Source organism: Rugamonas rivuli, from assembly GCF_009380165.1.
Taxonomy (GTDB): domain Bacteria; phylum Pseudomonadota; class Gammaproteobacteria; order Burkholderiales; family Burkholderiaceae_D; genus Rugamonas; species Rugamonas rivuli.
This window is the reverse complement of the sequence record NZ_WHUF01000006.1, coordinates 381,297-405,425: the sequence shown is the minus strand read 5'-3', so window position 1 is coordinate 405,425 and position 24,129 is coordinate 381,297. Positions and strand designations below refer to the sequence as shown.

The 24,129-nt window shown below is 65.7% G+C and carries 18 protein-coding genes; 1 reads left to right on the top strand and 17 read right to left on the bottom strand.

The annotated features are described in order from the left end of the window. Positions 1-2 precede the first annotated feature (2 nt). Genes GEV01_RS23330 through GEV01_RS23285 form a run of 10 tightly spaced genes read right to left on the bottom strand, consistent with a single transcriptional unit; the run spans position 3 to position 13,346 of the window. A complete protein-coding gene (locus tag GEV01_RS23330; RefSeq protein ID WP_152807877.1) occupies positions 3-1,676 on the bottom strand; it encodes a hypothetical protein in 1,674 nt (557 codons plus the stop codon). Further along, positions 1,673-3,706: a DUF4175 family protein gene (locus tag GEV01_RS23325; protein WP_152807876.1), complete on the bottom strand. Its 2,034-nt coding sequence runs from the start codon at positions 3,704-3,706 to the stop codon at positions 1,673-1,675. Before GEV01_RS23325 ends, GEV01_RS23330 begins: the two co-directional genes overlap by 4 nt. Next, complete coding sequence (locus GEV01_RS23320; protein WP_152807875.1) at positions 3,690-4,751, bottom strand: BatA domain-containing protein; 1,062 nt, start codon at positions 4,749-4,751, stop codon at positions 3,690-3,692. The genes GEV01_RS23325 and GEV01_RS23320 overlap by 17 nt, the downstream gene beginning before the upstream one ends. A gap of 13 nt (positions 4,752-4,764) precedes the next feature. Next, positions 4,765-5,679, bottom strand: a complete 915-nt coding sequence (locus GEV01_RS23315; RefSeq protein WP_152807874.1) for a DUF58 domain-containing protein — start codon at positions 5,677-5,679, stop codon at positions 4,765-4,767. 9 nt (positions 5,680-5,688) lie between these two features. Beyond that, positions 5,689-6,687 carry an AAA family ATPase gene (locus tag GEV01_RS23310; protein WP_152807873.1) on the bottom strand — a complete coding sequence of 333 codons (999 nt, stop codon included), beginning with the start codon at positions 6,685-6,687 and terminating at the stop codon, positions 5,689-5,691. Between the two features lie 2 nt (positions 6,688-6,689). Beyond that, positions 6,690-7,310: a DUF4159 domain-containing protein gene (locus GEV01_RS23305; RefSeq protein ID WP_008444191.1), complete on the bottom strand. Its 621-nt coding sequence runs from the start codon at positions 7,308-7,310 to the stop codon at positions 6,690-6,692. A 10-nt stretch (positions 7,311-7,320) separates the two neighbouring features. Beyond that, entirely contained in the window at positions 7,321-8,658 is a 1,338-nt protein-coding gene (locus tag GEV01_RS23300) for a TldD/PmbA family protein (RefSeq protein ID WP_070272373.1), read from the bottom strand. Between the two features lie 3 nt (positions 8,659-8,661). Continuing rightward, positions 8,662-10,299, bottom strand: coding sequence for a TldD/PmbA family protein (locus tag GEV01_RS23295; RefSeq protein ID WP_328595603.1), 1,638 nt, complete (start codon positions 10,297-10,299; stop codon positions 8,662-8,664). A gap of 54 nt (positions 10,300-10,353) precedes the next feature. Next, the gene (locus GEV01_RS23290) at positions 10,354-11,691 is read right to left on the bottom strand and encodes a TldD/PmbA family protein (RefSeq protein ID WP_152807872.1); all 1,338 of its coding nucleotides are present in this window, start codon (positions 11,689-11,691) and stop codon (positions 10,354-10,356) included. A gap of 17 nt (positions 11,692-11,708) precedes the next feature. Continuing rightward, positions 11,709-13,346, bottom strand: coding sequence for a TldD/PmbA family protein (locus tag GEV01_RS23285; protein ID WP_152807871.1), 1,638 nt, complete (start codon positions 13,344-13,346; stop codon positions 11,709-11,711). 468 nt (positions 13,347-13,814) lie between these two features. Between GEV01_RS23285 and GEV01_RS23280 the strand changes: the two genes are divergently transcribed. Then, the gene (locus GEV01_RS23280) at positions 13,815-14,633 is read left to right on the top strand and encodes a class I SAM-dependent methyltransferase (RefSeq protein ID WP_152807870.1); all 819 of its coding nucleotides are present in this window, start codon (positions 13,815-13,817) and stop codon (positions 14,631-14,633) included. A gap of 2 nt (positions 14,634-14,635) precedes the next feature. Here the strand turns inward: GEV01_RS23280 and GEV01_RS23275 are convergent, their stop codons facing one another. The 7 genes from GEV01_RS23275 to GEV01_RS23245 form a co-directional block, all read right to left on the bottom strand. Then, positions 14,636-16,120 (bottom strand): methyl-accepting chemotaxis protein, encoded by a 1,485-nt coding sequence (locus tag GEV01_RS23275; protein ID WP_152807869.1) that lies wholly within the window; start codon positions 16,118-16,120, stop codon positions 14,636-14,638. 89 nt (positions 16,121-16,209) lie between these two features. Further along, positions 16,210-17,781, bottom strand: coding sequence for a methyl-accepting chemotaxis protein (locus GEV01_RS23270; protein WP_152807868.1), 1,572 nt, complete (start codon positions 17,779-17,781; stop codon positions 16,210-16,212). A gap of 19 nt (positions 17,782-17,800) precedes the next feature. Continuing rightward, complete coding sequence (locus GEV01_RS23265; RefSeq protein WP_152807867.1) at positions 17,801-18,325, bottom strand: chemotaxis protein CheW; 525 nt, start codon at positions 18,323-18,325, stop codon at positions 17,801-17,803. A gap of 11 nt (positions 18,326-18,336) precedes the next feature. Beyond that, positions 18,337-20,004 (bottom strand): methyl-accepting chemotaxis protein, encoded by a 1,668-nt coding sequence (locus GEV01_RS23260; protein WP_152807866.1) that lies wholly within the window; start codon positions 20,002-20,004, stop codon positions 18,337-18,339. A gap of 17 nt (positions 20,005-20,021) precedes the next feature. Next, positions 20,022-21,722 (bottom strand): HAMP domain-containing methyl-accepting chemotaxis protein, encoded by a 1,701-nt coding sequence (locus GEV01_RS23255; protein ID WP_152807865.1) that lies wholly within the window; start codon positions 21,720-21,722, stop codon positions 20,022-20,024. Between the two features lie 43 nt (positions 21,723-21,765). Then, the gene (locus GEV01_RS23250; protein WP_152807864.1) at positions 21,766-23,046 is read right to left on the bottom strand and encodes an EAL domain-containing response regulator; all 1,281 of its coding nucleotides are present in this window, start codon (positions 23,044-23,046) and stop codon (positions 21,766-21,768) included. 8 nt (positions 23,047-23,054) lie between these two features. Next, positions 23,055-24,128, bottom strand: coding sequence for a protein-glutamate methylesterase/protein-glutamine glutaminase (locus tag GEV01_RS23245; protein WP_152807863.1), 1,074 nt, complete (start codon positions 24,126-24,128; stop codon positions 23,055-23,057). Position 24,129: the final 1 nt, after the last annotated feature.

Sequence of the window (24,129 nt, the reverse complement as noted above, 5' to 3'; positions counted from 1 at the left end):
AGTCAGCGACGCTGCTCGCGCCACCACAGGCCCAGCATGGACAACGCGAACAATACGGCGAACGGTGCAACCGGTACCGGACGGCTTGGTGGCTGGGCGGCTTCGACGGTGCGGTCCGGGGCACCCGCTCGTGCGGCGTACAGCGCGGTGGCGTCGCGGCGCAGCGCCCTCTGCCAGGCCGGCCAATCGGTGCGGGCATACACATACTCCAAGCCCGGCTCCGCGACGCCGGCCGCCTTGAAGGTCATCCATCCGGCCTTCTGCGGCCACAGCGCGGCGCATGCCGCTTCCGCCTTGTCCGCGCGCGGCTGCAACTGAAGCTGCGCGGCGCCCATCACGTCCAACGCCGTGCCAGCCTTCACTCCCTGCGCGCAAATCTCGCTGCGCAAGCCGGGTAACGGCATCGGATCGACCATCTGCCAGCCCGTCTTCTGCACGCTGGCCAGCGCGATGCTGTCCATCGCACCTTGCCACCACAAGGCCAATGCCTGCGGTGAGCTGATCGCATAACGGTGCCAGTCCGACACGCCCACCCACACCACGCGCCCTTGCTGCAAATCGCGCTGCCACAGCCACGGCAGCTTCTTGCCATCACGCGCCACGACGGACCAAGGCGCGGCGGTGTTATCGTCCGGATTCAGCCCCGCAGGCGGCATCGCCAGCACAGCACCGGCGACGGTGAACTGGCGCGTATCTTCCTTCTCCGTGGTCGGCGATTGCGGACGCAGACGCAGGCCGAACTCGCGCTGCCACATCCCCGCATCGGCGGCGTTGGAACCCAGTACAACTAACGGCACGCCCTGCCGCGTCTGCGCCAGCAAGGCGCTGCGTGCCGACGGGTTCATATGCTCGACATACGCCGCATCGACAAACACCGCATTCGGCGCCGTCAACGGTGCGCGCGCGGTCTCGCTGCGCGCCACGGCTTTGCCGAGCGTAACGTTCCAGTCCAGTATCGCGCTGCCGTCGGCCAGCAGCTGGTTCAAGGCACGGGCATCGAACGAAGGGGCATCGAAGCGGCCCTGTATCTGCAATGGCAACGCGTCCTTCACCTGCAACGGCACCGGACCTTGCGCAATCACCTTGCCGGCGCCGTCGAGCAAGCGTGCCTGCAACACCATGGCCTCCGCCACCGGCGGCAGCCACTGAACGCTCAGTTGCGACGTAGCCGTGGCGGCGATCTGGGAATCCGCCAGCACCTGCTTGTTCTCGGCCAGCAGCTGCAAGCGCCAACCGGCTTGCGCCTGTCCGCGCCGCACCGTCAGCGTGAAGATGCGGCCGAGCGACATCGAGCGCGGAAAGTCCAGCCACAGCAGATCGGCGGCGGCTGGCTTCCATTGCACGCGGCGTGCTGGAAGATCGCGCCACTCCGCCTCGCGCAGGCCGTCGCCGCTCAATGCGATCGACTGCGCACGCGGAATCGCGAGCAAGGACACGTCGCTGATGCCGCCGGATGCATCGGTCGCCACGGCCACAATGTTGTCGCCCGCTTGAGGCAAACGGATATCCGCCAGCGCGACGGCCAGCGATGCCGACGCCGCGACGATCAATGCGGCGTCTATCCATTTGCGCTTGCGGCCATACAGCACGGCGCCGGCCATTCCGGCTGCCAGCGCGGCAAGTGGTACGACTGCCGGCGCGGTGACGACAGCGGCTGTGAAATCCATGTCCATCATTTCTGTTGCTCCTTGCCGCTCCAGGCCTGACGGAACGGCGTATCCGTCGAAGGCCGCGCCTGCAGCAGCACCGGTGCATCCGTCAGCGTGCCACGCAACCAGGCCCGCAGTTCACCACGGCAGGCGGCGCAGCCATCCTGCACATCCTGCACTGCGCGCTGGGCGCTCAATTTCTGTTCCTGGTCGACGATGCGGGCGACGATGGTGTCACGCGCCGCCTTGCTCCACAGGGCCGGCAACGCGCCGTCCTGCGACAGGGCCTGCACCAGTTCGCGCACCTCAGCCGGCACCGTGTTGTCCGCCGCACCTTGCGCGCGCTTGTAGCTCAACACGCCGACGATGTCGCCGCTCATGCGCTTCTCTTCCTTCAAAGCGGGAGGAACGAAGGCCGTGCGGTGCAGGTAGATGCGCTCCGCCGCCTGCAGTTCCTTGATCGCGTCGAGCGCCTTGTACTCGGGTGGCAGCGCGGGTTTGGGGCTTATCGCACGCAGCGATTTCTCGGCATCCCACATCGCCGACAAGGCGCGCTTCAACACCGCCTTGGTCTTGGGGTCGAAGATGGTGGCGTTGTCTTCCTGGTCGTGCGCGTGGCCGAACTCCTTCAGCACCGACATCTCGCTGCCGAATACCGGACTGGCGCCGTGGTGTTCCTCGCCTTCGTGGTCATGCTCGTCGCCGAACAGGCTCGATTCCTCGCCGAGGAACTGGCCGTAGCGCAGCCGCAGCTTGGCCTGGTCCGAGGCGATGGCTTCGCTGCGGGCGCGCACTGTGGCGGCGGGCATGTTGGGGTGGGCCTGCATATCGGCCACCAGCTGTTCGGTGTCGATGATGATCTGGCGCTGGCTGCGCAGGTTCTCGGGCTTGGCCATGGACGGCAAGGCGGTCGATTCCAGGCTCTCCGCTTCCGGCGCAGGCAGGCGCAGCGTGTAGGTCGGCGATTGGGTGGTGTGCGGATTATCAGGTGAGTTGTCGGTGGCGCGGACGAAGAAGTACAACTCGTCGCCGGGTTCCATGCCCAGTTCCGTCAGCGTCCACTGCTTTTTCCAGTTGCGGACTTTGGGGTCCGGCGATTGCGGCAGCGGCACTTCGCGGTCGCTGAAGCGGATGTTCTCGCCGCTGCCGCGCGCCAGCGTCATGTGCAGGCTGGCGCGGACGATGGCGTAGTCGTCGCGGGCGGTGACGGCGATCTGCACGGTCTTGGCATCCTTGGACAGGATGTGTATCAACTCGGTCGGTTCGATGATGGTGACTTGCGGCGCCTGGTCGGGCGTGACGCGGATGTTGTAGCGCGTGCCGTTCTTGCCGCGTGCGCGCCAGAACAGCGATTCTTCGACACGCTTGACGGCGCAGGCTTCGGTGACGGGCAGGGTCTGGCCGTCGCCCAGTTCCACCGCAGGCTGCGCGCCGCTCGGATTGCGCACGCACCAGCGCACTTCGGAGAATTGCGGCACCTGGAGGTCGCGGGCGGCGGTTTCGAATGACTTGACGCCGGTGTAGGCCGGCGGCGTAACGCTCAGGTAGATTTCACCGTCGACGATGGCTTTTGCTGTCTGGCTGTCTGAGGCTGGCACGGTGGCGATCTGCTTGCCGTGGTAGCCCCATGCGGCGCCTGCTGCGGCAAGGCTGAGCAGCACAGGCAGGATGCCGACGCGCACGCGGGTGCGGGCGATGCTGCGGTAGTCGTCGTCGCCCAGCGCGGAGGCCAGGCGGGCGCGCAGGCGTTCCTGCTGGAGCTTGGCGATGGGCGTGGTAGCGTCGGCGGCCAGCAGGGTGCTGCTGTCTTCCAGTGCGGGGATGGCGGCGTCCAGCCAGGAGGTCCACTCGCGCTTGAGACGCCAACGCCAGCGGTAGATGTCTGCGGCGACCCAGACGGTCCATGGCAGTATCGCGGCGATCACCAGTGGGCGGGCGGCGTGCAGCAGGATCAGGGCGATGACCAGCGGCGCCAGCGCGGCTAGCCATTGCGGTACGCGCCGGCGCAGCACGGCGGTCCACAGGCGGCGGCGCAGGGTTTTAGTTTCGCCGTACATGGGTCAGTATCCGTTCGAGTAAAAACAGCGCGAGCAGGGCTAGCGCGAGCCAGGTGGCGGGCTTGGCGTCGGTGATGGCGGGCGGCGCGCTGCGGGCGGCGGCCAGGGTTTGCGATGGCATCGGGTAGGCCGGTGCGGGGGCGGCTTTGAGCTGCTGCCAGGTTTCGTAGATGGAGCGCGCGGTGTCGGCGTCGCGTGGGGGCCAGGCGTCGGAGAGCCATAGGCGGCCACGCGGGGAGTCGGCGTATTTCAGCGTGAGGCCGTTGATGGTCAGCGTGGAGGCGTTGGCCAGTTCGGGGAAGGCGGTTGCGGTGGTAAGCCACCAGTGCGGGGCGTGCCAGCCGGCGGGTGGCGCGGCGGTGAAGTCCCAGACGATCAATTCGGTCTTGGCGCTTGGTTCGGCAGTGAGCGTGTAGCGGATCGCGCCGTCGCCAGCGCGGTCGAAGGCGGCGAACAGCGAGCGCCACGCGACGCCCTGCTCCTGTGCGCCCGCCAGCACGATGTGGCGTCCGGCCGGCGTCGGCGCCGACGCTGCAGCGGTCGGCGCAGCGGCGGTCAGCAGCTTGGTACGCATGTCTACTTGGTGGCTGAATTGCGGCACGCGGGCCGGCATCGCTACCTGGTCGGCGCGGGCGACGATCAGCAGACGCGCGCCGGGGCGCCAATCGCGTTCGTGCTGGCGCAGCCATTGCAGGCCATGCGGCGGCAGCTCGATGCGCTGCGCCGCGCCCATGCCGGCGGCGGCGATCTGCTGCTCCGCCCACGCCTTGTCGGCGCCAGCATCCAGCAGCACGGTATCGCCGCGCCACGGGAAGATGGTCGCCGCCAGCCAGGCGATCAACGCCACCAGCATCAGACAGCGCACCAGCAACAGCAGGCGATCCCGCCACTGCCACACGCGCAGCTGCTCCGGCGCGGCCGACGGCAGGAAGCGCGCCGTCGCCAGCGGCTCGGCCTTCAGACGTTGACGCTTCTGGCGATGCCACCACACCGGCAACAGCAACACCGGCAACGCAAGCCACCAGAATGGATAAGAACTCAGCATCGACAACCCATCATCATTTTGCGCGCGCTCCCGCCAGCTGCAACCAGCTGCGCAGCACGCCGCCCAAAGGCTGCTCGATACGCGCCTCGTAGTGGACGATATTGTTTTGACGGCAGCTGGTCGCCACCGCATCGAAGTGCGCACGGCTCTGCTGCCTGTAACTGTCACGGTCCGCATTGGTCATACGATGCAGGCCGTCGCTCAACTCGGGATCGCGATACGCCGCACCGGCGCGGAAGCTGGCATCCACCTCCGCCTGCGTGCGCAACGTCAGCAGGCGCACGTCATGCCGCAGACTGCGCAAGCGCAGCAGCGCCTCGCTCAGCGGCGACGGCCAGTCCAGGAAATCGCTGGCCGCGAATATCAAACTCGGCGAGCGCGCGAAATGCAGGTTCGCCTTCAGCACCTCGGCGCTTGGCAGACTGCCTTCCGGCTTGGCCTTGGCCAGCTGCGCCAGCACGCGCTGCAACTGGCGCGGTCCGCGTGAGGCTTGCGTGAACTCGACCTTGCCGCCGCTGCACACCACCAGCCCGAACGCGTCGCCCTGCCGCTGCGCGATGGCCGCCACACAGGCCAGCACGGTGCGCGCGAACCACAGCTTGTCGACACCGTTGATATCGCGGCTGGGCTCCGCCATCGACGCGCTGGCGTCCAGCCATAGCCAGGTGGCGACATGGCTGTCGCGCTCCGCCTCGCGGACGAAGTAGCGGTCCGCACGCGCCAGCAGCTTCCAGTCCACGCGGCGCCACTCGTCGCCCGGCGCATAGGCCCGGTACTCGGAAAACTCCACGCCGGCGCCGCGCTCGCGGCCCGCATGCAGGCCATGGCCCAGCCCCGCCAGCACGTGACGGATCACCAGCTCCAAATCCTTGGTCTGCGCCATCATCGCCGTCATGGTGGCGGCGGACGGTTTAAAGGTCGATTGCATCGCGGCCTGTTATTCCGGGCGTATATGCTCGCGCAGCGCCAGCAGGATGTCGGCAATCGCTACACCGTCCGCTTCCGCCTCGAAGTTGCGGATCACGCGATGCGCCAGCACCGGCAGCAGCATCTCGGCGATGTCCTCGCGTGTGACGGCCAGGCGGTTGTGCATCAGCGCGCGCGCCTTTGAGGCCAGCACCAGCGCCTGCCCCGCGCGCGGTCCCGCGCCCCAGCCTACATGCTTCTTCACCGCAGGCACCGTCGTCAACGCCGGGCGCGTGGCGCGCACCAGGCGCGTCGCATAGGCCAGCAGATGGTCGCCGATCTCGATGTCGCGCACCAGCTGCTGCAAGCGCAGCAGGGTCTCCACGTCCATCACCGGGTCCGCATCTTTCAGGCCGGCGTGGGTGGTGGCGGAAACCATCGCGATCTCTTCTTCCTCGGTCGGATACACCACGTCGATGCGCAGCAGGAAGCGGTCCAGCTGCGCTTCCGGCAGCGGATAAGTACCGGCCTGCTCGATCGGATTCTGCGTCGCCAGCACGAAGAAAGGCTTGGGCAGCTTGTGCGTCTGCCCGGCGAAGGTCACGCTGCGTTCCTGCATCGCCTCCAGCAGCGCCGACTGCGTCTTCGGCGGCGCGCGGTTGATCTCGTCCGCCAGCAGCACCTGCGTGAACACCGGCCCTTGCTGGAAGCGGAACTCGCGCTTGCGCGTCGCATGGTCTTCTTCCAGGATCTCGGTGCCAACGATATCCGACGGCATCAGGTCCGGCGTGAACTGCACGCGGTGGAAGTCCATGTCCGTCGCCTGCGACAGCGACTTCACCAGCAGCGTCTTGCCCAGTCCCGGCACGCCCTCCACCAGCGCATGGCCGCCGGCCAGCAAACAGATGATCAGCGAATCGATCACGTTTTCCTGCCCGATGATCACACGGGACATGCTCGCCTTCAGCGCCGCCACCTTGGCGCTCAGCGCGCCGATTTCATTTTCGCTCCAGGCGATTGCACTATCCAAGATCAAGCTCCCAACGCATATTGAATGATATTGACCGCGAAGCGGGTGTTATCGACCACCAGCCACCGCTTGTTGCGGAAGTCGTAGTCCCACTCGCAGCCGTAGTCCTTGTTGCTGTACAAAAGCCGCACGCGGCCGCCGACTTCCACCGCCTTCAGGTAGTCGTGCACCAGATCGTCGCCCCAGCCGTTGAGCTCCACGCTGGTGTTGGGCGGACCGTCGAAATGGAAGAAGCTCGAATACACCGGATGCGTATTCGGTATCTTGTGCAGCGCCTTCGGCCCGAAGATACGGGCGATTTCGGCCTCGAACGATTTGGCGAACAGACCATCGATATCGTGGTTGCAGTCGTCCACGAACAGGAAGCCGCCGCCCTTGATGTAGCGCTCCAGGTTCTTGCGCTCGGCCGGCGTGAACTGCACCAGCTTGTGGCCGGCGAAATAGCAGAACGGCGCCTCCAGCATCTTCGGATCGGACAGCGCGACGATGCGCTCAACGGGATCAACCCGCAAGGTCGTGTATTCGACCAGCGAGTTGAGCACGTTGCTCGGCATGCGGATATCGACATCCCAGTCGCCCGACTCGTAAGTCAGGCGGGTGAAATAAAAATCGTAGTTGGCCACAACCTCGCCTTTAAACCGCGTCCGACAAGGAGGTGAAGTTAAAGTCGCGTACCTTCATCGGCGGGATCAGCATCTGGAAGCGCACTTCGTCGCCGCCGATCACCACCGGCTTGCCCAGCTCCTCGATATTGTTCAGCATCGACACCGGGCTTTCGTTGAAGCGGAAGTTCTTGATCGGATGCTTGATCTTGCCGTTCTCGATGTAGAAGGTGCCGTCGCGCGTCAAGCCGGTCAGCAGCACCGACTGCGGATCGACCATGCGGATGTACCAGGTGCGCGTGACCAGCACGCCCTTCTTGGTCGACGCGATCAGCTCCTCGGTCGACTTGCCGCCGCCCGCCATGATCATGTTGCCATGACGGCCCGCAGCGCGCTTGCCCTGCTTCTCCGCCCAGTAGCGGGTGTAGTCCAGCGATTCGATCTTGCCGTTCTTAATGACATCCGTGCGCTCGCGCGCCAGCATCGACGAACCGTCCCAGGCCAGCACCGGCACATCCTTGTCCCACGGATCGGCCCAGACGTTGACCTGCTCGTCGAACAGCTTCTCGCCCAGGCGGTTGCCGCCGCCCTTCTTCGACAGGAAGCTGCGGCCTTCGTCGGCCTGGCGCGCATCGAAGGCGCCGAACATGCGGCCGATGATTTCCGACGTCGCCGCCGGCTCCAGGATCACCGTGTAGCGGCCCGGCTCCAGCGCCTTGGCCTCCACCGATTTCAGCGCTTTCTCGATCGCGATCTCGGACGCCTCGCGGGCATCGAACTTCTTCGCATCGTTGGCCGAGCGCGTGGCCCAGCCGGAACCGCGGCCGTCTTCGGTGCGGGTGGTGACGGTGAAGCCCAGATTGCTCAGCGTCTGATAGCCGAACACGCCGTTCGAATTGGCCACCGTTTCAAAGCCGGTGGTGTCGCTGAAGAAGCCCGCAGCCACCAGGCCCTGCTTGCGGCAGGCGTTGATGCTGGCGGCAGCCACTTCGGCGCGGTATTCGGGATCGATGGCGGCCGTGGCCTCGCTGTAGGTGGCCGAGGTTTTGTATTCCTGCTTCTTGATCGCCGGCTGGAACTCCGGATTCTCCGGCGCCAGGCGCGCCACGTCTTCGGCGCGGCGCACGGCTTTTTCCAGCGACTTGTCGTCGAACTCATTGATCGAGGCCGTGCCCTGGCGCTTGCCGAAGGCCACGCTGATGCTCAGCTGCGTGTTCTCGGTCAGGCCGGCGGTCGACACCGCGTTGCGCGCGTAGCGGATATTGCCGTTGCGGGCGCCGCTGATCTGCACGCGGCATTCGTCGGCCTTGGACAGCGACATCACCTTGTCGCAAATGCGTTTTGCTTCTTCCTGATTCAGCATCTTCATTGTTTATCCTATCTTGCGAGCGGTGTTGATGACGCTGATGCCGTTGAAGCGCGTGGTCGGCGAACCGTGCGACACGGCGCTGACCTGCGAAGGCTGGCCCTTGCCATCGAAGAAGGAGCCGCCCATGCGCCAGTCGCGTTCATCGCACAGCGCAGAGCAGGCGTTCCAGAATTCCTGCGTGTTGGACTGGTAAGCCACGTCCTCCAGCTGGTTGGTGATCTTGCCGTTCTTGATCTCGAAGTACAGCTGGCCGCCGAACTGGAAGTTGTAGCGCTGCTGGTCGATCGAGTACGAGCCGCGGCCCAGGATGTAGATGCCCTTCTTGATGTCCTTGACCATATCGTCCGGCGTCAGCGGCTTCTTGCCCGCTTCCAGCGACACGTTGGGCATGCGCTGGAACTGCACGCTGCTCCAGCTGTCCGCGTAGGAGCAGCCGTGCGATTCCTTCTCGCCGATGATGGCCGCCTGGTCGCGCGTGGCCTGGTAGTTGACCAGGATGCCGTTGCGGATCAGGTCCCAGCGCTTGGAGGCCACGCCTTCGTCGTCGTAGCCCACGCAGCCCAGCGAGCCCGGGGTGGTCTTGTCGGCGACGATGTTGACCATCTCCGAACCGTACTTGAAGTTCTTGCTCTTCCACTTGTCCAGCGTGGCGAAGCTGGTGCCGGCGTAGTTGGCCTCGTAGCCCAGCACGCGATCCAGCTCGGTGGCGTGGCCGACCGATTCGTGGATGGTCAGGAACAGGTGTTCCGGCGACAGCACCAGATCGTACTTGCCCGGTTCGACGGTTTTCGCGGTCAGCTTTTCGCGGGCCTGGCGGCCGGCGGCGCGCGCATCCTCGATCAGATCGTAAGCGCCCTTGTACAGCGTGGTGACGTTGCCGGCGGCCTTGACCTTGTTGGACTCTTTCGCATCGAAGAATTCATAGCCCATGCTGGCCGGCGACGACAAACCGTCGCGCGTGCGGAAGCGGTTGGTGGCCTTGTCGACGGCGGTGGCGGTCAGCGGCGACCACAGACGGTGGATGTCCTGGTCGATGTAGGAGCCGTCGGTGGAGGCGAAGTACTTCTGCTGGTTCACCTGGAACAGGTTGGACGACATGAAGCTGGCGCCCGCGTCCAGGCCGGCCTTGTTGGCGGCGATCAGCATCTCGGCCTTTTCCTTGATGGGCACCGTGCGCCAGTCCTTCTTGAACGGCGTGGCCCACGCCACTTCGCCCACGCCTTTGACAGGCGCCAGCACCACAGGCTCGGTTTGCAGCTTGGCGTTGGCGCGCGCGATGGCGACGGCCTGGCGCGCGGCGGCTGCCACCGAATCCAGCGTCATGACGTTGGTCGAGCAGAAGCCGTAGGCGCCGTTGGCGATCACGCGCACGCCGACGCCGGAGGATTCGGTGTTGACGATGTTTTCCACGTTCAGGTCGCGCGTGGTGAGGAACTGGTTCAGGTAGCGGCCGATGCGCACGTCGCAGTAACTGGCGCCGGCCTTGGTGGCGGCGTTCATCGCGGCGTCGGCCAGCGATTTCTTGAACTGCACGGCTACGGGGTTGAGCAGCTCTTCGGCCGCGATGGCGTTGCCGAAGACCGGTATCAGCAGGCTGCCACCGGCGGCCGCACTAACTTTTAGAAATGAACGTCGTTCCACATTAACTCCCTGAAAAATGTAACAGGGCCGGAACTAGTCCGGCCCCTTGGTGCTTTAAACCGCGTCGGACAGCGACGTGAAGTTGAAGTCGCGTACCCGCATCGCCGGTATCAGCAGCTGGTACTGCGACTCGTCACCCGACAGGATCTCCGGCCGGCCCAGTTCCTCGATGTTGTTCAACATCGTCACCGGGCTTTCGTTAAAGCGGAAGTTCTTGATCGGATGCTTGATCTTGCCGTTCTCGATGTAGAAGGTGCCGTCGCGCGTCAAGCCGGTCAGCAGCACCGACTGCGGATCGACCATGCGGATGTACCAGGTGCGGGTAACCAGCACGCCCTTCTTGGTATTGGCGATCAGCTCCTCGGTCGACTTGTTGGTGCCGGCCATGATGATGTTGCCCGGCGAGCCGACGGCGCGCTTGCCCTGCTTCTGCGCCCAGAAACGCGAGTAATCCAGGTTGGCGATCTTGCCGCCCTTGATGATGTCCATGCGCTCGCGGGCCAGCATGTTCTGGCCGTCCCACGGCAGCACCGCCACATCCTTGTCCCACGGGTCGGTCCAGACGTTGACCTGCTCGTCGAACAGCTTCTCGCCCAGGCGGTTGCCGCCGCCCTTCTTCGACAGGAAGCTGCGGCCTTCGTCGGCCTGGCGCGCATCGAAACCGTTGAACATATAGCCCAGCAGGTCCGAGGTTGCGGCCGGTTCCAGGATCACGGTGTAGCGGCCCGGTTCCAGCGCCTTGGCGTCCACCGAGCGCAGCGCCTTTTCAATCGCCACGTTGGACGCTTCGCGCGCGTCGAACTTGCTGACGTCGCCGACGCTGCGCTTGACCCAGCCCGAACCGCGGCCGTCTTCGGTGCGCACGGTCACGGTGAAGTCCAGGCCCGTGTCCTGCTGGTAGCCGAACACGCCGTTGGAGTTGGCGATGGCGGTGAAGGACGAGGTGTCGCTGAAGAAGCCCGCTGCCACCAGCTTGTTCTTCTTGCTGTTCTCGATGCTGTAGGCCGCGACCTGGGCGCGGAATTCAGGATCGATGTCGGCGGTCTTCTGCGAGAAGGTGTCGCTGGCCTTGTATTGCTGCTTGGCCGGCGTGGCCACGAACTCCGGATTTTCCGGCGCCAGGCGGGCCAGGTCTTCCGCGCGGCGCACGGCTTTTTCCAGCGACTTGTCGTCAAACTCGTTGATGGTGGCGATGCCCTGCTTCTTGCCGAAGGCGACCGACACGATCAGCTGCGTGTCCTCGATCAAGCCGGCGGTCGACACGGCGTTGCGCGCGTAGCGGATATTGCCCTTGCGGCTGCCGGTGATGTTCACCTCGCACTGGTCGCCCTTCGACAGCGACAGCACCTTGTCGCAAATACGTTTTGCTTCGTCTTGACTCAAATTCTTCATCTCGTGGTCTCCAGGGCTTAGCCGATTTTGCGTGCGGTGTTGATGACGTTGATGCCGTTGAAGCGCGCCGTGCTGGCGCCGTGGGACACCACCGACACCTGCGAAGGCTGGCCTTTGCCGTCAAAGAAGGAACCGCCCATGCGCCAATCGCGCTCGTCGCACAGACCGGCGCAGGCATTCCAGAACTCCTGGGTATTCGACTGATAGGCCACGTCTTCCAGCATCTCGCCGATCTTACCGTTCTTGATTTCGTAGAACAGCTGGCCGCCGAACTGGAAGTTGTAGCGCTGCTGGTCGATCGAGAAGGAACCGTCGCCGACGATGTAGATGCCCTTCTTGACGTCCTTGACCATCTCGTCCGGGGTCAGCTTCTTCTTGCCCGCCTGCAGCGAGACGTTGGGCATGCGCTGGAACTGCACGCTGCTCCAGTTGTCCGCGTACGAGCAGCCGTGCGATTCCTTCTCGCCGATGATGTGGGCCTGGTCGCGGGTGGCCTGGTAGTTGACCAGGATGCCGTCCTTGATGATGTCCCAGCGCTTGCACTTGACGCCTTCGTCGTCGTAGCCGACGTTGGCCAGCGAGCCAGGAGTGGTCTTGTCGGCGACGATGTTGACCATGTCCGAACCGTACTTGAATTTCTTCGACTGCCATTTGTCCAGCGTGGCGAAGCTGGTGCCGGCGTAGTTGGCCTCGTAGCCCAGCACGCGATCGAGCTCGGTCGGGTGGCCGACGGATTCGTGGATGGTCAGCCACATGTGTTCCGGCGACAGCACCAGGTCGTACTTGCCCGGCTCGACCGACTTGGCGGTCAGCTTCTGCTTGGCCTGCTTGCCGGCCGCGCGCGCATCTTCGATCAGGTCGTAGGACTTGGTGTACAGCGTGGTCACGCCGCCGGCCGCCTTGATCTTGTGCTCCGGACGGGCGTCCAGATATTCGTAGCCCATGCCGACCGGCGACGACAAGCCCTGGCGCGAGCGGAACTTGTTGGTCTTCTGGTCGACGGCGGTGGCGAACACCGGCATCCACAGGCGGTGCAGGTCCTGGTCGATGTAGGAACCGTCGGTGGAGGCGAAGTACTTCTGCTGGTTCACCTGGAACAGCAGCGACTGCATGAAGCTGGCGCCGCCTTCCATGCCGGCCTTGTTGGCGGCGATCAGCAGGTCGGCCTTCTCCTTGATGGCGACGGTGCGCCAGTCCTTGACGATGGGCGTGGCCCACGCCACTTCGCCCACGCCCTTGACCGGGGCCAGGATGACCGGCTCGGTCTGCAGCTTGGCGTTGGCCTTGGCGATGGCGACGGCCTGGCGCGCGGCGCTGGCGACGCCGTCCGGCGTCATGTCGTTGGTGGCGGCGAAGCCGTAGGCGCCGCCGGCGATCACGCGCACGCCGACACCGGCCGATTCCGTGTTGACCACGTTCTCGACGTTCAGGTCGCGGGTGGTGATGAACTGGTTCAGGTAGCGGCCTACGCGTACGTCGCAGTAGGAAGCGCCGGCCTGGGTCGCCGCGGTCAGCGCGGTATCGGCCAGCATTTTCTTGAATTGCAGGGCGACTGGCTTGAGCAGTTCTTCCGCCGCGATTGCGCGACCGAAGGCGGGCAGCAGCATCGTGCCCAGGGCCAGACTACTAACATTGAGGAATGCACGTCGTTCCATCGTATCTCCAAAAACGTAACAGCAAGGATTAGATTGCGGGCCGGTCGCCCGGGGTTCTGCTTTTTATTTGCTCTTCTAGCTGGAACTACTTCGTTACCGCTCGTTGCTTTGCACTACACCTGAATATCCGCCGCCGTTTCCGCCGGTTTAGCAATATTAGCGCCGGATTAAGGAACGAGATAGGCAAATTTTGTGCCACGAGTAATCATGTTGAAAGCCGCTGCTTTTGCGGCGAACGGCATGGCTGGAGTGTCCGTTTAAGTGTCCGCCGGACTGTCCGCGAGTGTCCGCGAGTGTCCGCTTGCGGAGGGCGATGGAAATGCTGCGCTGCAGCGGTGCGCGGCGCTCCGTCACGGTGCGGCGGAGCGTCGTCCCAATTCGCTTGACCTGTCCGCCGGCCTGGACCATGATCGCGCAGGGCGAGCAAGCGCGCATCGTCCACACATACGAACCCTCAGGAGACTCTGCATGAAACGAACCGTACTTGCCGCCCTGGCCACCACCGCCATGCTGTTCAGCGCCGCCGGCGCCATCGCCGCCGAAGACGCCGCGCTGAAGGCCGCCATCGCCGCGCCATCGCGCACGCCGGCCAACGTCGAACGCGACGTCTACCGCCATCCCTACGAAACGCTGAGCTTCTTCGGCATCAAGCCGACCATGACGGTGGTCGAGCTGGCGCCGGGCGGCGGCTGGTACACCGAGATCCTGGCGCCCTACCTGCGCGACCACGGCAAGCTGATCGCCGCCGGCAACGACCTGGCCTCGCCGGACGCCAACGAGCGCAAGGGTGCGGAGCGCTACATGGCGCGGCTGAACGCCAAGCCGGAGGTGTACAACAAGGTGGCGCTGGGCGTGTTCTCGCCGCCGCGCAAGTATGAGTTCGCGCCGGCCGGCAGCGTCGACATGGTGCTCACCTTCCGCAACATCCACAACTGGATGGAGACCGGTCCGGACAACCTGAAAACGCTGTTCGGCAGCGTCTACACCAGCCTGAAGAAAGGCGGCGTGTTCGGCGTGGTCGAGCACCGCCTGCCGGCCTCCAAGGTGCAGGACAAGGATGCCAGCACCGGTTACATGCACGAGAAGTATGTGATCGGCCTGGCCGAGGCGGCCGGCTTCAAGCTGGCGGACAAGTCGGAAGTCAACGCCAACGCCAAGGACAACGGCGAACACAAAGGCGGCGTCTGGGCGCTGCCGCCGACCTACGCCAACAAGGACGCGGACCGCGAGATGTACAAGGCCATCGGCGAGAGCGACCGTATGACGCTGAAGTTCGTCAAGCCGTAACGTTAAAACCGCGTGAACTTGTTCTCGTCCGGCGCACCGTCGGCCACCAGATCGAGTTTGCGCGGCGAGCGGGCCGCGCGGGCCGCGCCCGGCTTCAGCACCGCCGCGCGCCGCAGCGGCGACACGCGCGGCGCATCCTCCACCGCATACTGCTTGAACACCGCCATCAACTGGCCTAGCTGCTCGGCCTGGGCGCTCATCTCTTCCGACGTGGCCGCCAACTCCTCCGAGCTGGCCGCGTTGACCTGCGTGGTCTGGCTCAGCTGAATCACCGCGCTGTTAATCTGCCGTACGCCGGAGCTCTGCTCTTCCGACGCCGCCGCTATCTCCTGCACCAGGTCCGACGTCTTGCGGATGTTGGGCACCAGCGCATCGAACATCACGCCGGCCTGCTCGGCCAGCTCCACGCTGTCCGACGCCACCTTGCTGATTTCCTGCGCCGCCACCTGGCTGCGCTCGGCCAGCTTGCGCACCTCGGCCGCCACCACCGCGAAACCCTTGCCGTGTTCGTGCGCGCGCGCCGCCTCGATGGCCGCGTTCAGCGCCAGCAGATTGGTCTGGTAGGCGATATCGTCGATGATGCCGATCTTGCTGGCGATCTGCTTCATCGCCGCCGCCGTGGCCTTGACCACCTCGCCGCCGCGCGCGGCGTCTACCGCCGCCTGGGTGGCGATGCCGTCGGTGACTTTGGCGTTCTCGGTGTTCTGCGCGATCGACGCCGTCATCTGCTCGATGGACGCGCTGGTTTCCTCCACGCTCGCCGCCTGTTCGCTGGACGCCTGCGACAGCGACTGCGCCGTCGAGCTCACTTCCTGCGAGGCGCCGGCCAGGCTGCCGACCACGACCTGCACTTCGCGCACGATGCCCGACAGGCTGCGCGCCAGCCACACCGCCAGCACACAGCCGAGCACGGCGATCAGCACGTCCATCGCCAGGATCAGGCGCTTGGCGGAATCGGTCACTTCCGTCATGGCAGCCGATTCGCCCTTGGTTTCGCTGTCGTTGACCTTGAGGAGCTTGCGGAAGGCGGCCGAGATGGCCTCGTCGGCGCCCTTGATGGCCTTGTCCATCTCCACCGCCGTCACGCCCTTCTCCTGCATGGCTTCCAGCTTGCTCATGCTGTCGGCGTAGGCCTTGGTGCCGGCCAGCACCTCGTTCAACAGCGCCTGCTCGTCGGGAGTAAGGCCGCCGCCGTCCTTGTAGTTGGCCATCTCCTTGTCGATGGCCGCCAGGTCGGCGCGGAACTGCACGTTGTTGTCGCCGCCGCGCAGGATGTAGTTCTTGAAGTGGCGCACCGCGTGGCCGTGGGCGGTGACGCCCTCCAGCACGGCGTTCTTGCGCGCCAGCGTGATGGTCTCGAACTCGGTCCAGTGTTCGTGAAGCGAGCTGAGCTTAGCGAAGGCGATTACGCCCAGCAGCACCACCAGCAACACGATGGCGCCAAATCCGGCATGCAGCCGGGTCTCCATTTTCATCTGCTTGAACATGAGAGATTTCTCCAGTCGACGGGGAGGTCCACGATGCATTGTGAACCAATCCGCCGCTGCAAATCTCACCAATACTCACCTGTGGCGTACTACCCACGACGACGGTGCCCGGCCCCGGCCAGCTTGAAGAAGGACATGGTCTGCTGCAGCTGCTCAGCCTGTCCGCTCATCTCCTCGGCGGTGGCGGCCAGCTCCTCGGAACTGGAAGCGTTCTGCTGCGTGGTCTGGCTCAGCTGTGTGACGGCGGAATTGATCTGGCCGACGCCGGCCGACTGCTCTTCCGAGGCCGCCGTGATCTCCTGCACCAGGTTGGAGGTGCGGCGGATGTTGGGCACCATCTCGTCCAGCAGACGGCCGGCCTTCTCCGCCAGCTGCACGCTGCTCGACGCCACCTGCTCGATTTCCTGCGCCGCCACCTGGCTGCGCTCGGCCAGCTTGCGCACCTCGGCCGCCACCACCGCGAAGCCCTTGCCATGCTCGCCGGCGCGCGCCGCCTCGATGGCCGCGTTCAGCGCCAGCAGATTGGTCTGGTAGGCGATGTCGTCGATGATGCTGATCTTCTTGGCGATCTGCTGCATCGCCGCCACCGTCGACTTGACCGCCTCGCCGCCTTCGGCCGCCTCCACCGCCGCCTTGCTGGCGATGCCGTCGGTGACTTTGGCGTTTTCCGTGTTCTGCGAAATCGAGGCCGTCATCTGCTCCACCGAGGCGCTGGTCTGCTCGGTGCCGGCGGCCTGCTCGCTGGCGGCCTGCGACAGCGACTGCGCCGTCGCGCTCACTTCCTCGGAGGCGCTGGCCAGCGCCTCGGCGCCGTTGTTCACCTCCTGCACCACCTGCGACAGTTTTTCTATCATGCCCTTCATCGCCGCCAGCAGGCTGCGGGTGTCGCCGGGCTTGAGCGCGACGTCGGCGCTGAGGTCGCCGTCCGCCACCTGGCGCACGATCTCGGCCGCATAACCGGGATCGCCGCCCAGCTGGCGCAGGATGCCGTTCAGGATCAGCAGGCCCAGCGACACCAGCAAGGCCAGCGCCACGCCGGAAGCCACGTACATGCTGGTCAGCGCGGCGGCCGACGCGGCATCGGCCTGGGTGACGGCGTCGTCACCGTACTTGACGTTCATCGCCACCAGCTTGTCCAGGCTGTCCTCGACATCGTGGAAGGCCGGACGGTTGGCGCTCAGCTTGCCATGCAGGGCGGCGAACAATTCCTTGCGCTTGGCCGTTTCGGCGCCATGGATCTGCTTCAGGATGTCGCCGAACTCGGCGTCCTTCTGCTTCCACGTATCCCACTGCTTGACGAAAGTTTTCCACAGCGCGGCCTCCTCGCTGGACTGCGGCAGCGCATCGTAGATCTTCCAGGCCTTGTCGATCTCGCCGAAGATTTCGCCGCGGCGCTTGACCTGCTGGGCGATTTCCGTCGTGTCCTCGGGGTACATGGCGATGGCGTCGGCGCCGCGGTTGGCGGAACGGATCGCGGTCTTGCCTTCATTGATGGCCATCAGCGCCTGTACCGACGGCATGCGGTTCTTGCCGATTTCGGCCAGCATCGCACTCTCTTTTTTCAACCCCTGGAAAGCGATCACCATCACCAGCAGCAGCGCCAGGACGGCGACAGCGATCAGCGTCAGGATCTTGGTCCTGACTGTTATCGTGGCAAGCATGTAAGACTCCCGGTAAGTGTTACGAATGTTGCGGCAATGCGCCGCCGGCCGCCAACGCGGCGATCTCGCTGGCCGATACCACGTGTTGCACGTTCAGCAGCAGCACGAAGCGCCCCTGCACCTTGCCTATCCCCTGCAGCATTTCGGCGCGCACCTGGGCGCCGAAGCTGGGCGCCGGTTCGATATCGGCCGGCGGAATATCCAGCACCGCATTGACCGCGTCGACCAGGATGCCGATCACGAACGGGCCGTCGTCGCTCTCGACTTCGACCACGATGATGCAGGTGCGCTTGCCGATCGGCGAAGGCTCGCGCTCCAGCCTGCGCGCCAGGTCCAGCACCGGCACCGCCGTGCCGCGCAGGTTGATCACGCCGCTGATACAGGGCGGCATCTGCGGCACCGGCGTCACGCCGGCGTACTCCAGGATTTCGCGCACCGCCAGGATGCCGATGGCGAACATGTCCTGCCCCAGCATGAAGCTGAGGAACTGTGACGGGGTCGCGGCGGCCAGCTGCTTCGGTTCGGATCGGATCATGGTATTCATCGCCGCCTCTCTCAGAATTTGACGAAGTGCGATTCGTCGGGTTCGCTCATTTCCACCATGCGGCGGTTGCCGGCAGCGCTGGTCGTCGCCATGCGGCCGCCGGTGCGCGCGGACGGCTTGCCCGGCTTGCGCGCCACCGCCACCGTCGCTGTGCGGACAGGCTGCGGCATGCCGGCCAGCTTGAAGAAGGCCATGGTCTGCTGCAGCTGTTCGGCCTGGGTGCTCATTTCCTCGGCGGTGGCGGCCAGCTGCTCGGAACTGGAGGCGTTCTGCTGCGTGGTCTGGCTCAGCTGCGTGACGGCCGCGTTGATCTGGCCGACGCCGGCCGACTGCTCCTCCGACGCCGCCGTGATCTCCTGCACCAGGTTGGAAGTGCGGCGAATATTGGGCACCATCGCGTCCAGCAGGCGGCCGGCTTGGTCCGCCAGCTCGACGCTGCTCGACGCCACCTGCTCGATTTCCTGCGCCGCCACCTGGCTGCGCTCGGCCAGCTTGCGCACCTCGGCCGCCACCACCGCGAAGCCCTTGCCATGCTCGCCGGCGCGCGCCGCTTCGATGGCCGCGTTCAGCGCCAGCAGGTTGGTCTGGTAGGCGATGTCGTCGATGATGCTGATCTTCTTGGCGATCTGCTGCATCGCCGCCACCGTCGACTTGACCACCTCGCCGCCCTCGGCCGCCTCCAGCGCCGCCTTGCTGGCGATGCCGTCGGTGACTTTGGCGTTTTCCGTGTTCTGCGAGATCGAAGCCGTCATCTGCTCCACCGAGGCGCTGGTCTGCTCGGTGCCGGCGGCCTGCTCGCTGGCGGCCTGCGACAGCGACTGCGCCGTCGCGCTCACTTCCTCGGAGGCGCTGGCCAGCGCCTCGGCGCCGTTGTTCACCTCCAGCACCACTTGCGACAGTTTTTCCGTCATGCCCTTCATCGCCGCCAGCAGGCTGGTGCTGTCGTTGGCGCGCAAGCGCACCTCGACGCTCAGATCGCCATCGGACACGGCGCGCACCACGTCGACCGCGTAGGCCGGCTCGCCGCCCAGCTGGCGCATCAGGCCACGCACGATCAGGAAGGCCAGCAGCGAGGCCATCACGGCCGCCACGGCGCCGGTGGCGATCAATTGCGTGCGCGCGCTGTCGTATTGCTCGTCGGTTTCCTTGTCGGCCACCGCCATCGCCTCGGCCTGGTAATCGTTCATCGCATCGAGCGCGCCGAAATAGGCGCTCTGCACCGGCCGCAGCTTTTCGATCAGGATGGGGCGGGCCTGGTCGGCATGGCCGGCGCGCACCAGGGCGATGAACTCGGCGCGCACCGCCAGGTATTGGTCCTCGGCGGCCAGCGTCTTGGCCAGCAAGTCCTTGCCCTTCTGGTTGCGGACGATTTCCTTGAGCTTCTTGGTGATGTCGGCGATGCGGCCGTCGGCCGTGGCGATGCGGTCCAGCTCCTGGTTGACGGTCTTGCTGTCGCTGAAGATGATGGCGTTGCGCAGCGAGCGCGCGATCAGGTTGACGTCGCCGATCCATTTATAGGTCAGCACGACTTTCGGATAACGGTCCTGGATGACGACATTGTTCAAGTCGTTGATCGCCCCCAGCTTGGAGATGCCCAGCATGATGCCGCCGATCAGCAGCACGACGATAAACCCGAACGACAGGCCCAGATAGGTACTGATCTTCAGTTGGCGCAGCATAGTGCCTCCCTTGTCGTTCAGAATTTGACGAAGTGCGATTCGTCGGGTTCGCTCATTTCCGTCATGCGGCGGTTGCCGCCCACGCCGGTCGTCGCCATGCGGCCGCCGGTGCGCGCGGACGGCTTGCCCGGCTTGCGCGGCGCGGCCGCGGTGCGGATGGGGCGCGACACGCCGGCCAGCTTGAAGAAGGACATGGTCTGCTGCAGCTGCTCGGCCTGGCCGCTCATCTCCTCGGCGGTGGCGGCCAGCTCCTCGGAACTGGAGGCGTTCTGCTGCGTGGTCTGGCTCAGTTGCGTGACGGCCGAGTTGATCTGGCCGACGCCGGCCGACTGCTCTTCCGACGCCGCCGTGATCTCCTGCACCAGGTTGGAGGTGCGGCGGATATTCGGCACCATCTCGTCCAGCAGGCGGCCGGCCTTCTCCGCCAGCTCGACGCTGCTCGACGCCACCTGTTCGATTTCCTGCGCCGCCACCTGGCTGCGTTCGGCCAGCTTGCGCACCTCGGCCGCCACCACCGCGAAGCCCTTGCCATGCTCGCCGGCGCGCGCCGCCTCGATGGCCGCATTCAGCGCCAGCAGATTGGTCTGGTAGGCGATGTCGTCGATGATGCTGATCTTCTTGGCGATCTGCTGCATCGCCGCCACCGTCGACCTGACCGCATCGCCGCCCTCGGCCGCTTCCAGCGCCGCCTTGCTGGCGATGCCGTCGGTGACTTTGGCGTTTTCCGTGTTCTGCGAAATCGAGGCCGTCATCTGCTCCACCGAGGCGCTGGTTTCTTCGGTGCCGGCGGCCTGCTCGCTGGCGGCCTGCGACAGCGACTGCGCCGTCGCGCTCACTTCCTCGGAGGCGCTGGCCAGCGCCTCGGCGCCGTTGTTCACTTCCTGCACCACGTGCGACAGTTTTTCTATCATGCCCTTCATCGCCGCCAGCAGGCTGGTGGTGTCGCCGGGCTTGAGCGCGACGTCGGCGCTGAGGTCGCCGTCCGCCACCTGGCGCACGATGTCCGCCGCATACGATGGATCGCCGCCCAGCTGCTTCATGATGCCGTTGAGGATCAGCAGGCCGATGAACACCAGCAGCGCCAGCGCCACGCCGGACGCGGTGTACATCAGGCTGAGCGCATGGGAGGAGGATTCGTCGGCATTCTTGACGTCGCCCTCGCCGTAGCCGATGTTGAGCGCCACCAGCTTGTTCAGGCTTTCCTCTGCGTCGTGGAAGGCCGGACGGTTTTCCTGCAGGGTCTTGTGCAGGGTGGCGTAGAGCTCCTTGCGTTTGGCGCTATCGGCCCGCAGGATCTGGCCGGCCAGATCGTTGATGATGGCGTCGCGCGCCTTCCAGGTTTCCCACTGCTTGACGAAGGTCTTCCAGACCGCCGCCTCCTCGGTTTCCTGCGGCAGCGCGTCGTAGATTTTCCAGGCTTTGTCGACGTCGCCCCAGATCTCCTGCTTGCGCTTGATTTCATGCGCGACGTTGTCCGCTTCCTCGGGATAGGCCGCGGTGGTGTCGATCGAGCGGCTGGCCGAGCGCAGCGCCGTCTGGCCCTCGCTGATCTGCTGCAACGCCTGCACCGACGGCATGCGGTTCTTGCCTATCTGGGTCAGCATCGCGCCTTCCTGCTTCAACCCCATGAAGGCGATTAACACCACCACCACCAGCGCCAGTACCGCCACCACCAGCAAGATCAGGATCTTGGCCCGAACCGTTAAAGTAGACAACATGATGACTCCCCCCAGAGATGCGACTTATCGGATATTTTTTTGACTACGCTTGTTCCGCCAGCGCCCGCAGCCTGCGCCGGTCCTGCCTGATCCACCCCACCAACTCTTCGGCCGGCATCGGCCTGGCCAGCAGATAGCCCTGCGCCAGGTCGCAGCCCAGCTCACGCAGCAGCTGCCAGTCCTCCAGCGTCTCCACGCCTTCGGCCACGGTCGCCACGCCCAGGCTTTGCCCCAGGTCCAATGCGCTTTTCAGCACCACGTGGCGGTTCGGCCACTGCGACGCGCCGTTGACGAAGGCGCGGTCTATCTTCAATTCGGTGAACGGGCAGCGGGCGAACTGCTGCATCGACGAATAGCCGATGCCGAAATCGTCCATCGCCAGGCCGAAGCCCATCAGCCGCAGCCGCCCCATATTGGTCAGCGCGTGCGACAGCTGGCGCATCACGCTGGTCTCGGTCACTTCCCACACCAGCGAAGACGGCGCCACGCCGGAAGCCATCACCAGCGCCGTCAGGCGGTCGATGAAGCCGCGTTCGGCCAGGTTGTCGGCCGACAGATTGACCGACACCGTCAGCGGCGGCAGGCCGGACTGGGTCCATTCCTGCAGGCGTTCCAGCACCTGGCGCACCATGCCCAGCGTGAACTCCTCCATCAGCGGCGTGCCCTCCATTGCGTCGATGAAGTGCAGCGGCGACAGCAGCCCGCGCGTCGGATGGCGCCAGCGCGCCAGCGCCTCCAGACCCTTCAGCTGGCCGCTACGGATCGCCACCTTGGGCTGGAAATAGGGGATGAACTCCTGCTGCGCCACGGCCCGCGCCAACTCGTCCGCGCCCGGCATGTCCGGCGGCGCGCAGGCCGGCTTGACGACCGCCTTGCGGCCGGCGCGCGCCAGCAGCTGCGCCAGCGCGTCCGCCTGCACCGGCTTGAGCAAGGTGCCCAGCAAGTCCATGCAGGCATCGTCGAAATCCATGCTCTCGATGATCTCCAGCAGGCGCGGATCGCGCGCGCTGACCACGATCAGGTTCTGCGCCAGCCGCCGCTCGCGCAGCTGGCAGGTCAGCTCGATGCCGTCCATGCCCGGCATCTCCAGGTCGGTCAGCACCAGGAAGATCGCGTCGCCGCCCAGGCGCTCCAGCACCTGCAAGGCTTCGTTGCCGTCGGCCGCCTCCAGCACCTCGCCGAAGGCCAGCTCGCGCAGCAGGCCGGCCAGATAGCCGCGCTGCACCGCGCTGTCCTCCACCACCAGCACGCGCTGGCCGGCCCATGCGCGGGCAGGCGCCAGCGTGGGATCGGTGGCGGCTTCGGTGAGCGTGTCGGTGGCCATGGCGGCGGTCAGTAGGACAGCTGCTGCAGGATTTCGCGGTAGATCGCGTTCAGCGGCACCGAGCGCTCCACCCCGCCGCGCTTGACCGCTTCCTTGGGCATGCCGTACACCACGCAGCTGGCCTCGTCCTGCGCCACGGTGCGGGCGCCGGCCTTGTGCATCTCCAGCATGCCGGCGGCGCCGTCGTCGCCCATGCCGGTCATGATGACGCCCAGCGCATTGGCGCCGGCCGCGCGCGCGGCGGAACGGAACAGCACATCGACCGACGGCCGGTGGCGGTTGACCAGCGGGCCGTCCACCACCTCGACGAAATACTGGGCGCCGTTACGGCGCAGCAGCATGTGCTTGCCGCCGGGCGCGATCAGCACCACGCCCTGCAGCACGCGGTCGTTGTTGGCCGCCTCCTTGACGCGCACCTCGCACACGCTGTCCAGGCGCGCGGCAAAGGCGGCGGTGAATTTTTCCGGCATGTGCTGCACCACCACGATGCCGGGCGAGACCCGGGGCAGCGCGGTCAGCACCTCTTCCAGCGCCTGGGTGCCGCCGGTGGAGGTGCCGATCGCCACCACGCGCTCGGTGGTGGTGGTCATCGGCCGGTGGTCGGACGGCGGCAGCACCGCGTCCGCATTCAGCTTGGCCGTCACCGGCGGCGGCGCCGGACGGTTGGCCAGCTTGCCGACGCGGGCGCCGGCCGCCGCCCGCACGGCCGACACCAGCTCGTCGGCGGAGTCGTGCAGGAACTGCTTGAGGTCCAGCCGCGGCTTGGTGATGATGGCCACCGCGCCGGCCGACAGCGCCTCCACCGAGGTCTGCGCGCCCTTCTCGGTCAGCGTCGAGCAGATCACCACCGGCGTCGGCCGCTCGCTCATGATCTTGCGCAGGAAGGTGATGCCGTCCATCTTCGGCATCTCGACGTCAAGCACGATCACATCCGGCCATTGCACCTTCATGCGCTCCATCGCCAGCAGCGGATTGGCGACCGCGTGGCCGACGAAGATGCCCGGCGCCGCGTTCAGCAAGCTGCTCAGCACCTGGCGCACCACGGCTGAATCATCGACGATCATGACGTTTATTCCACTCATG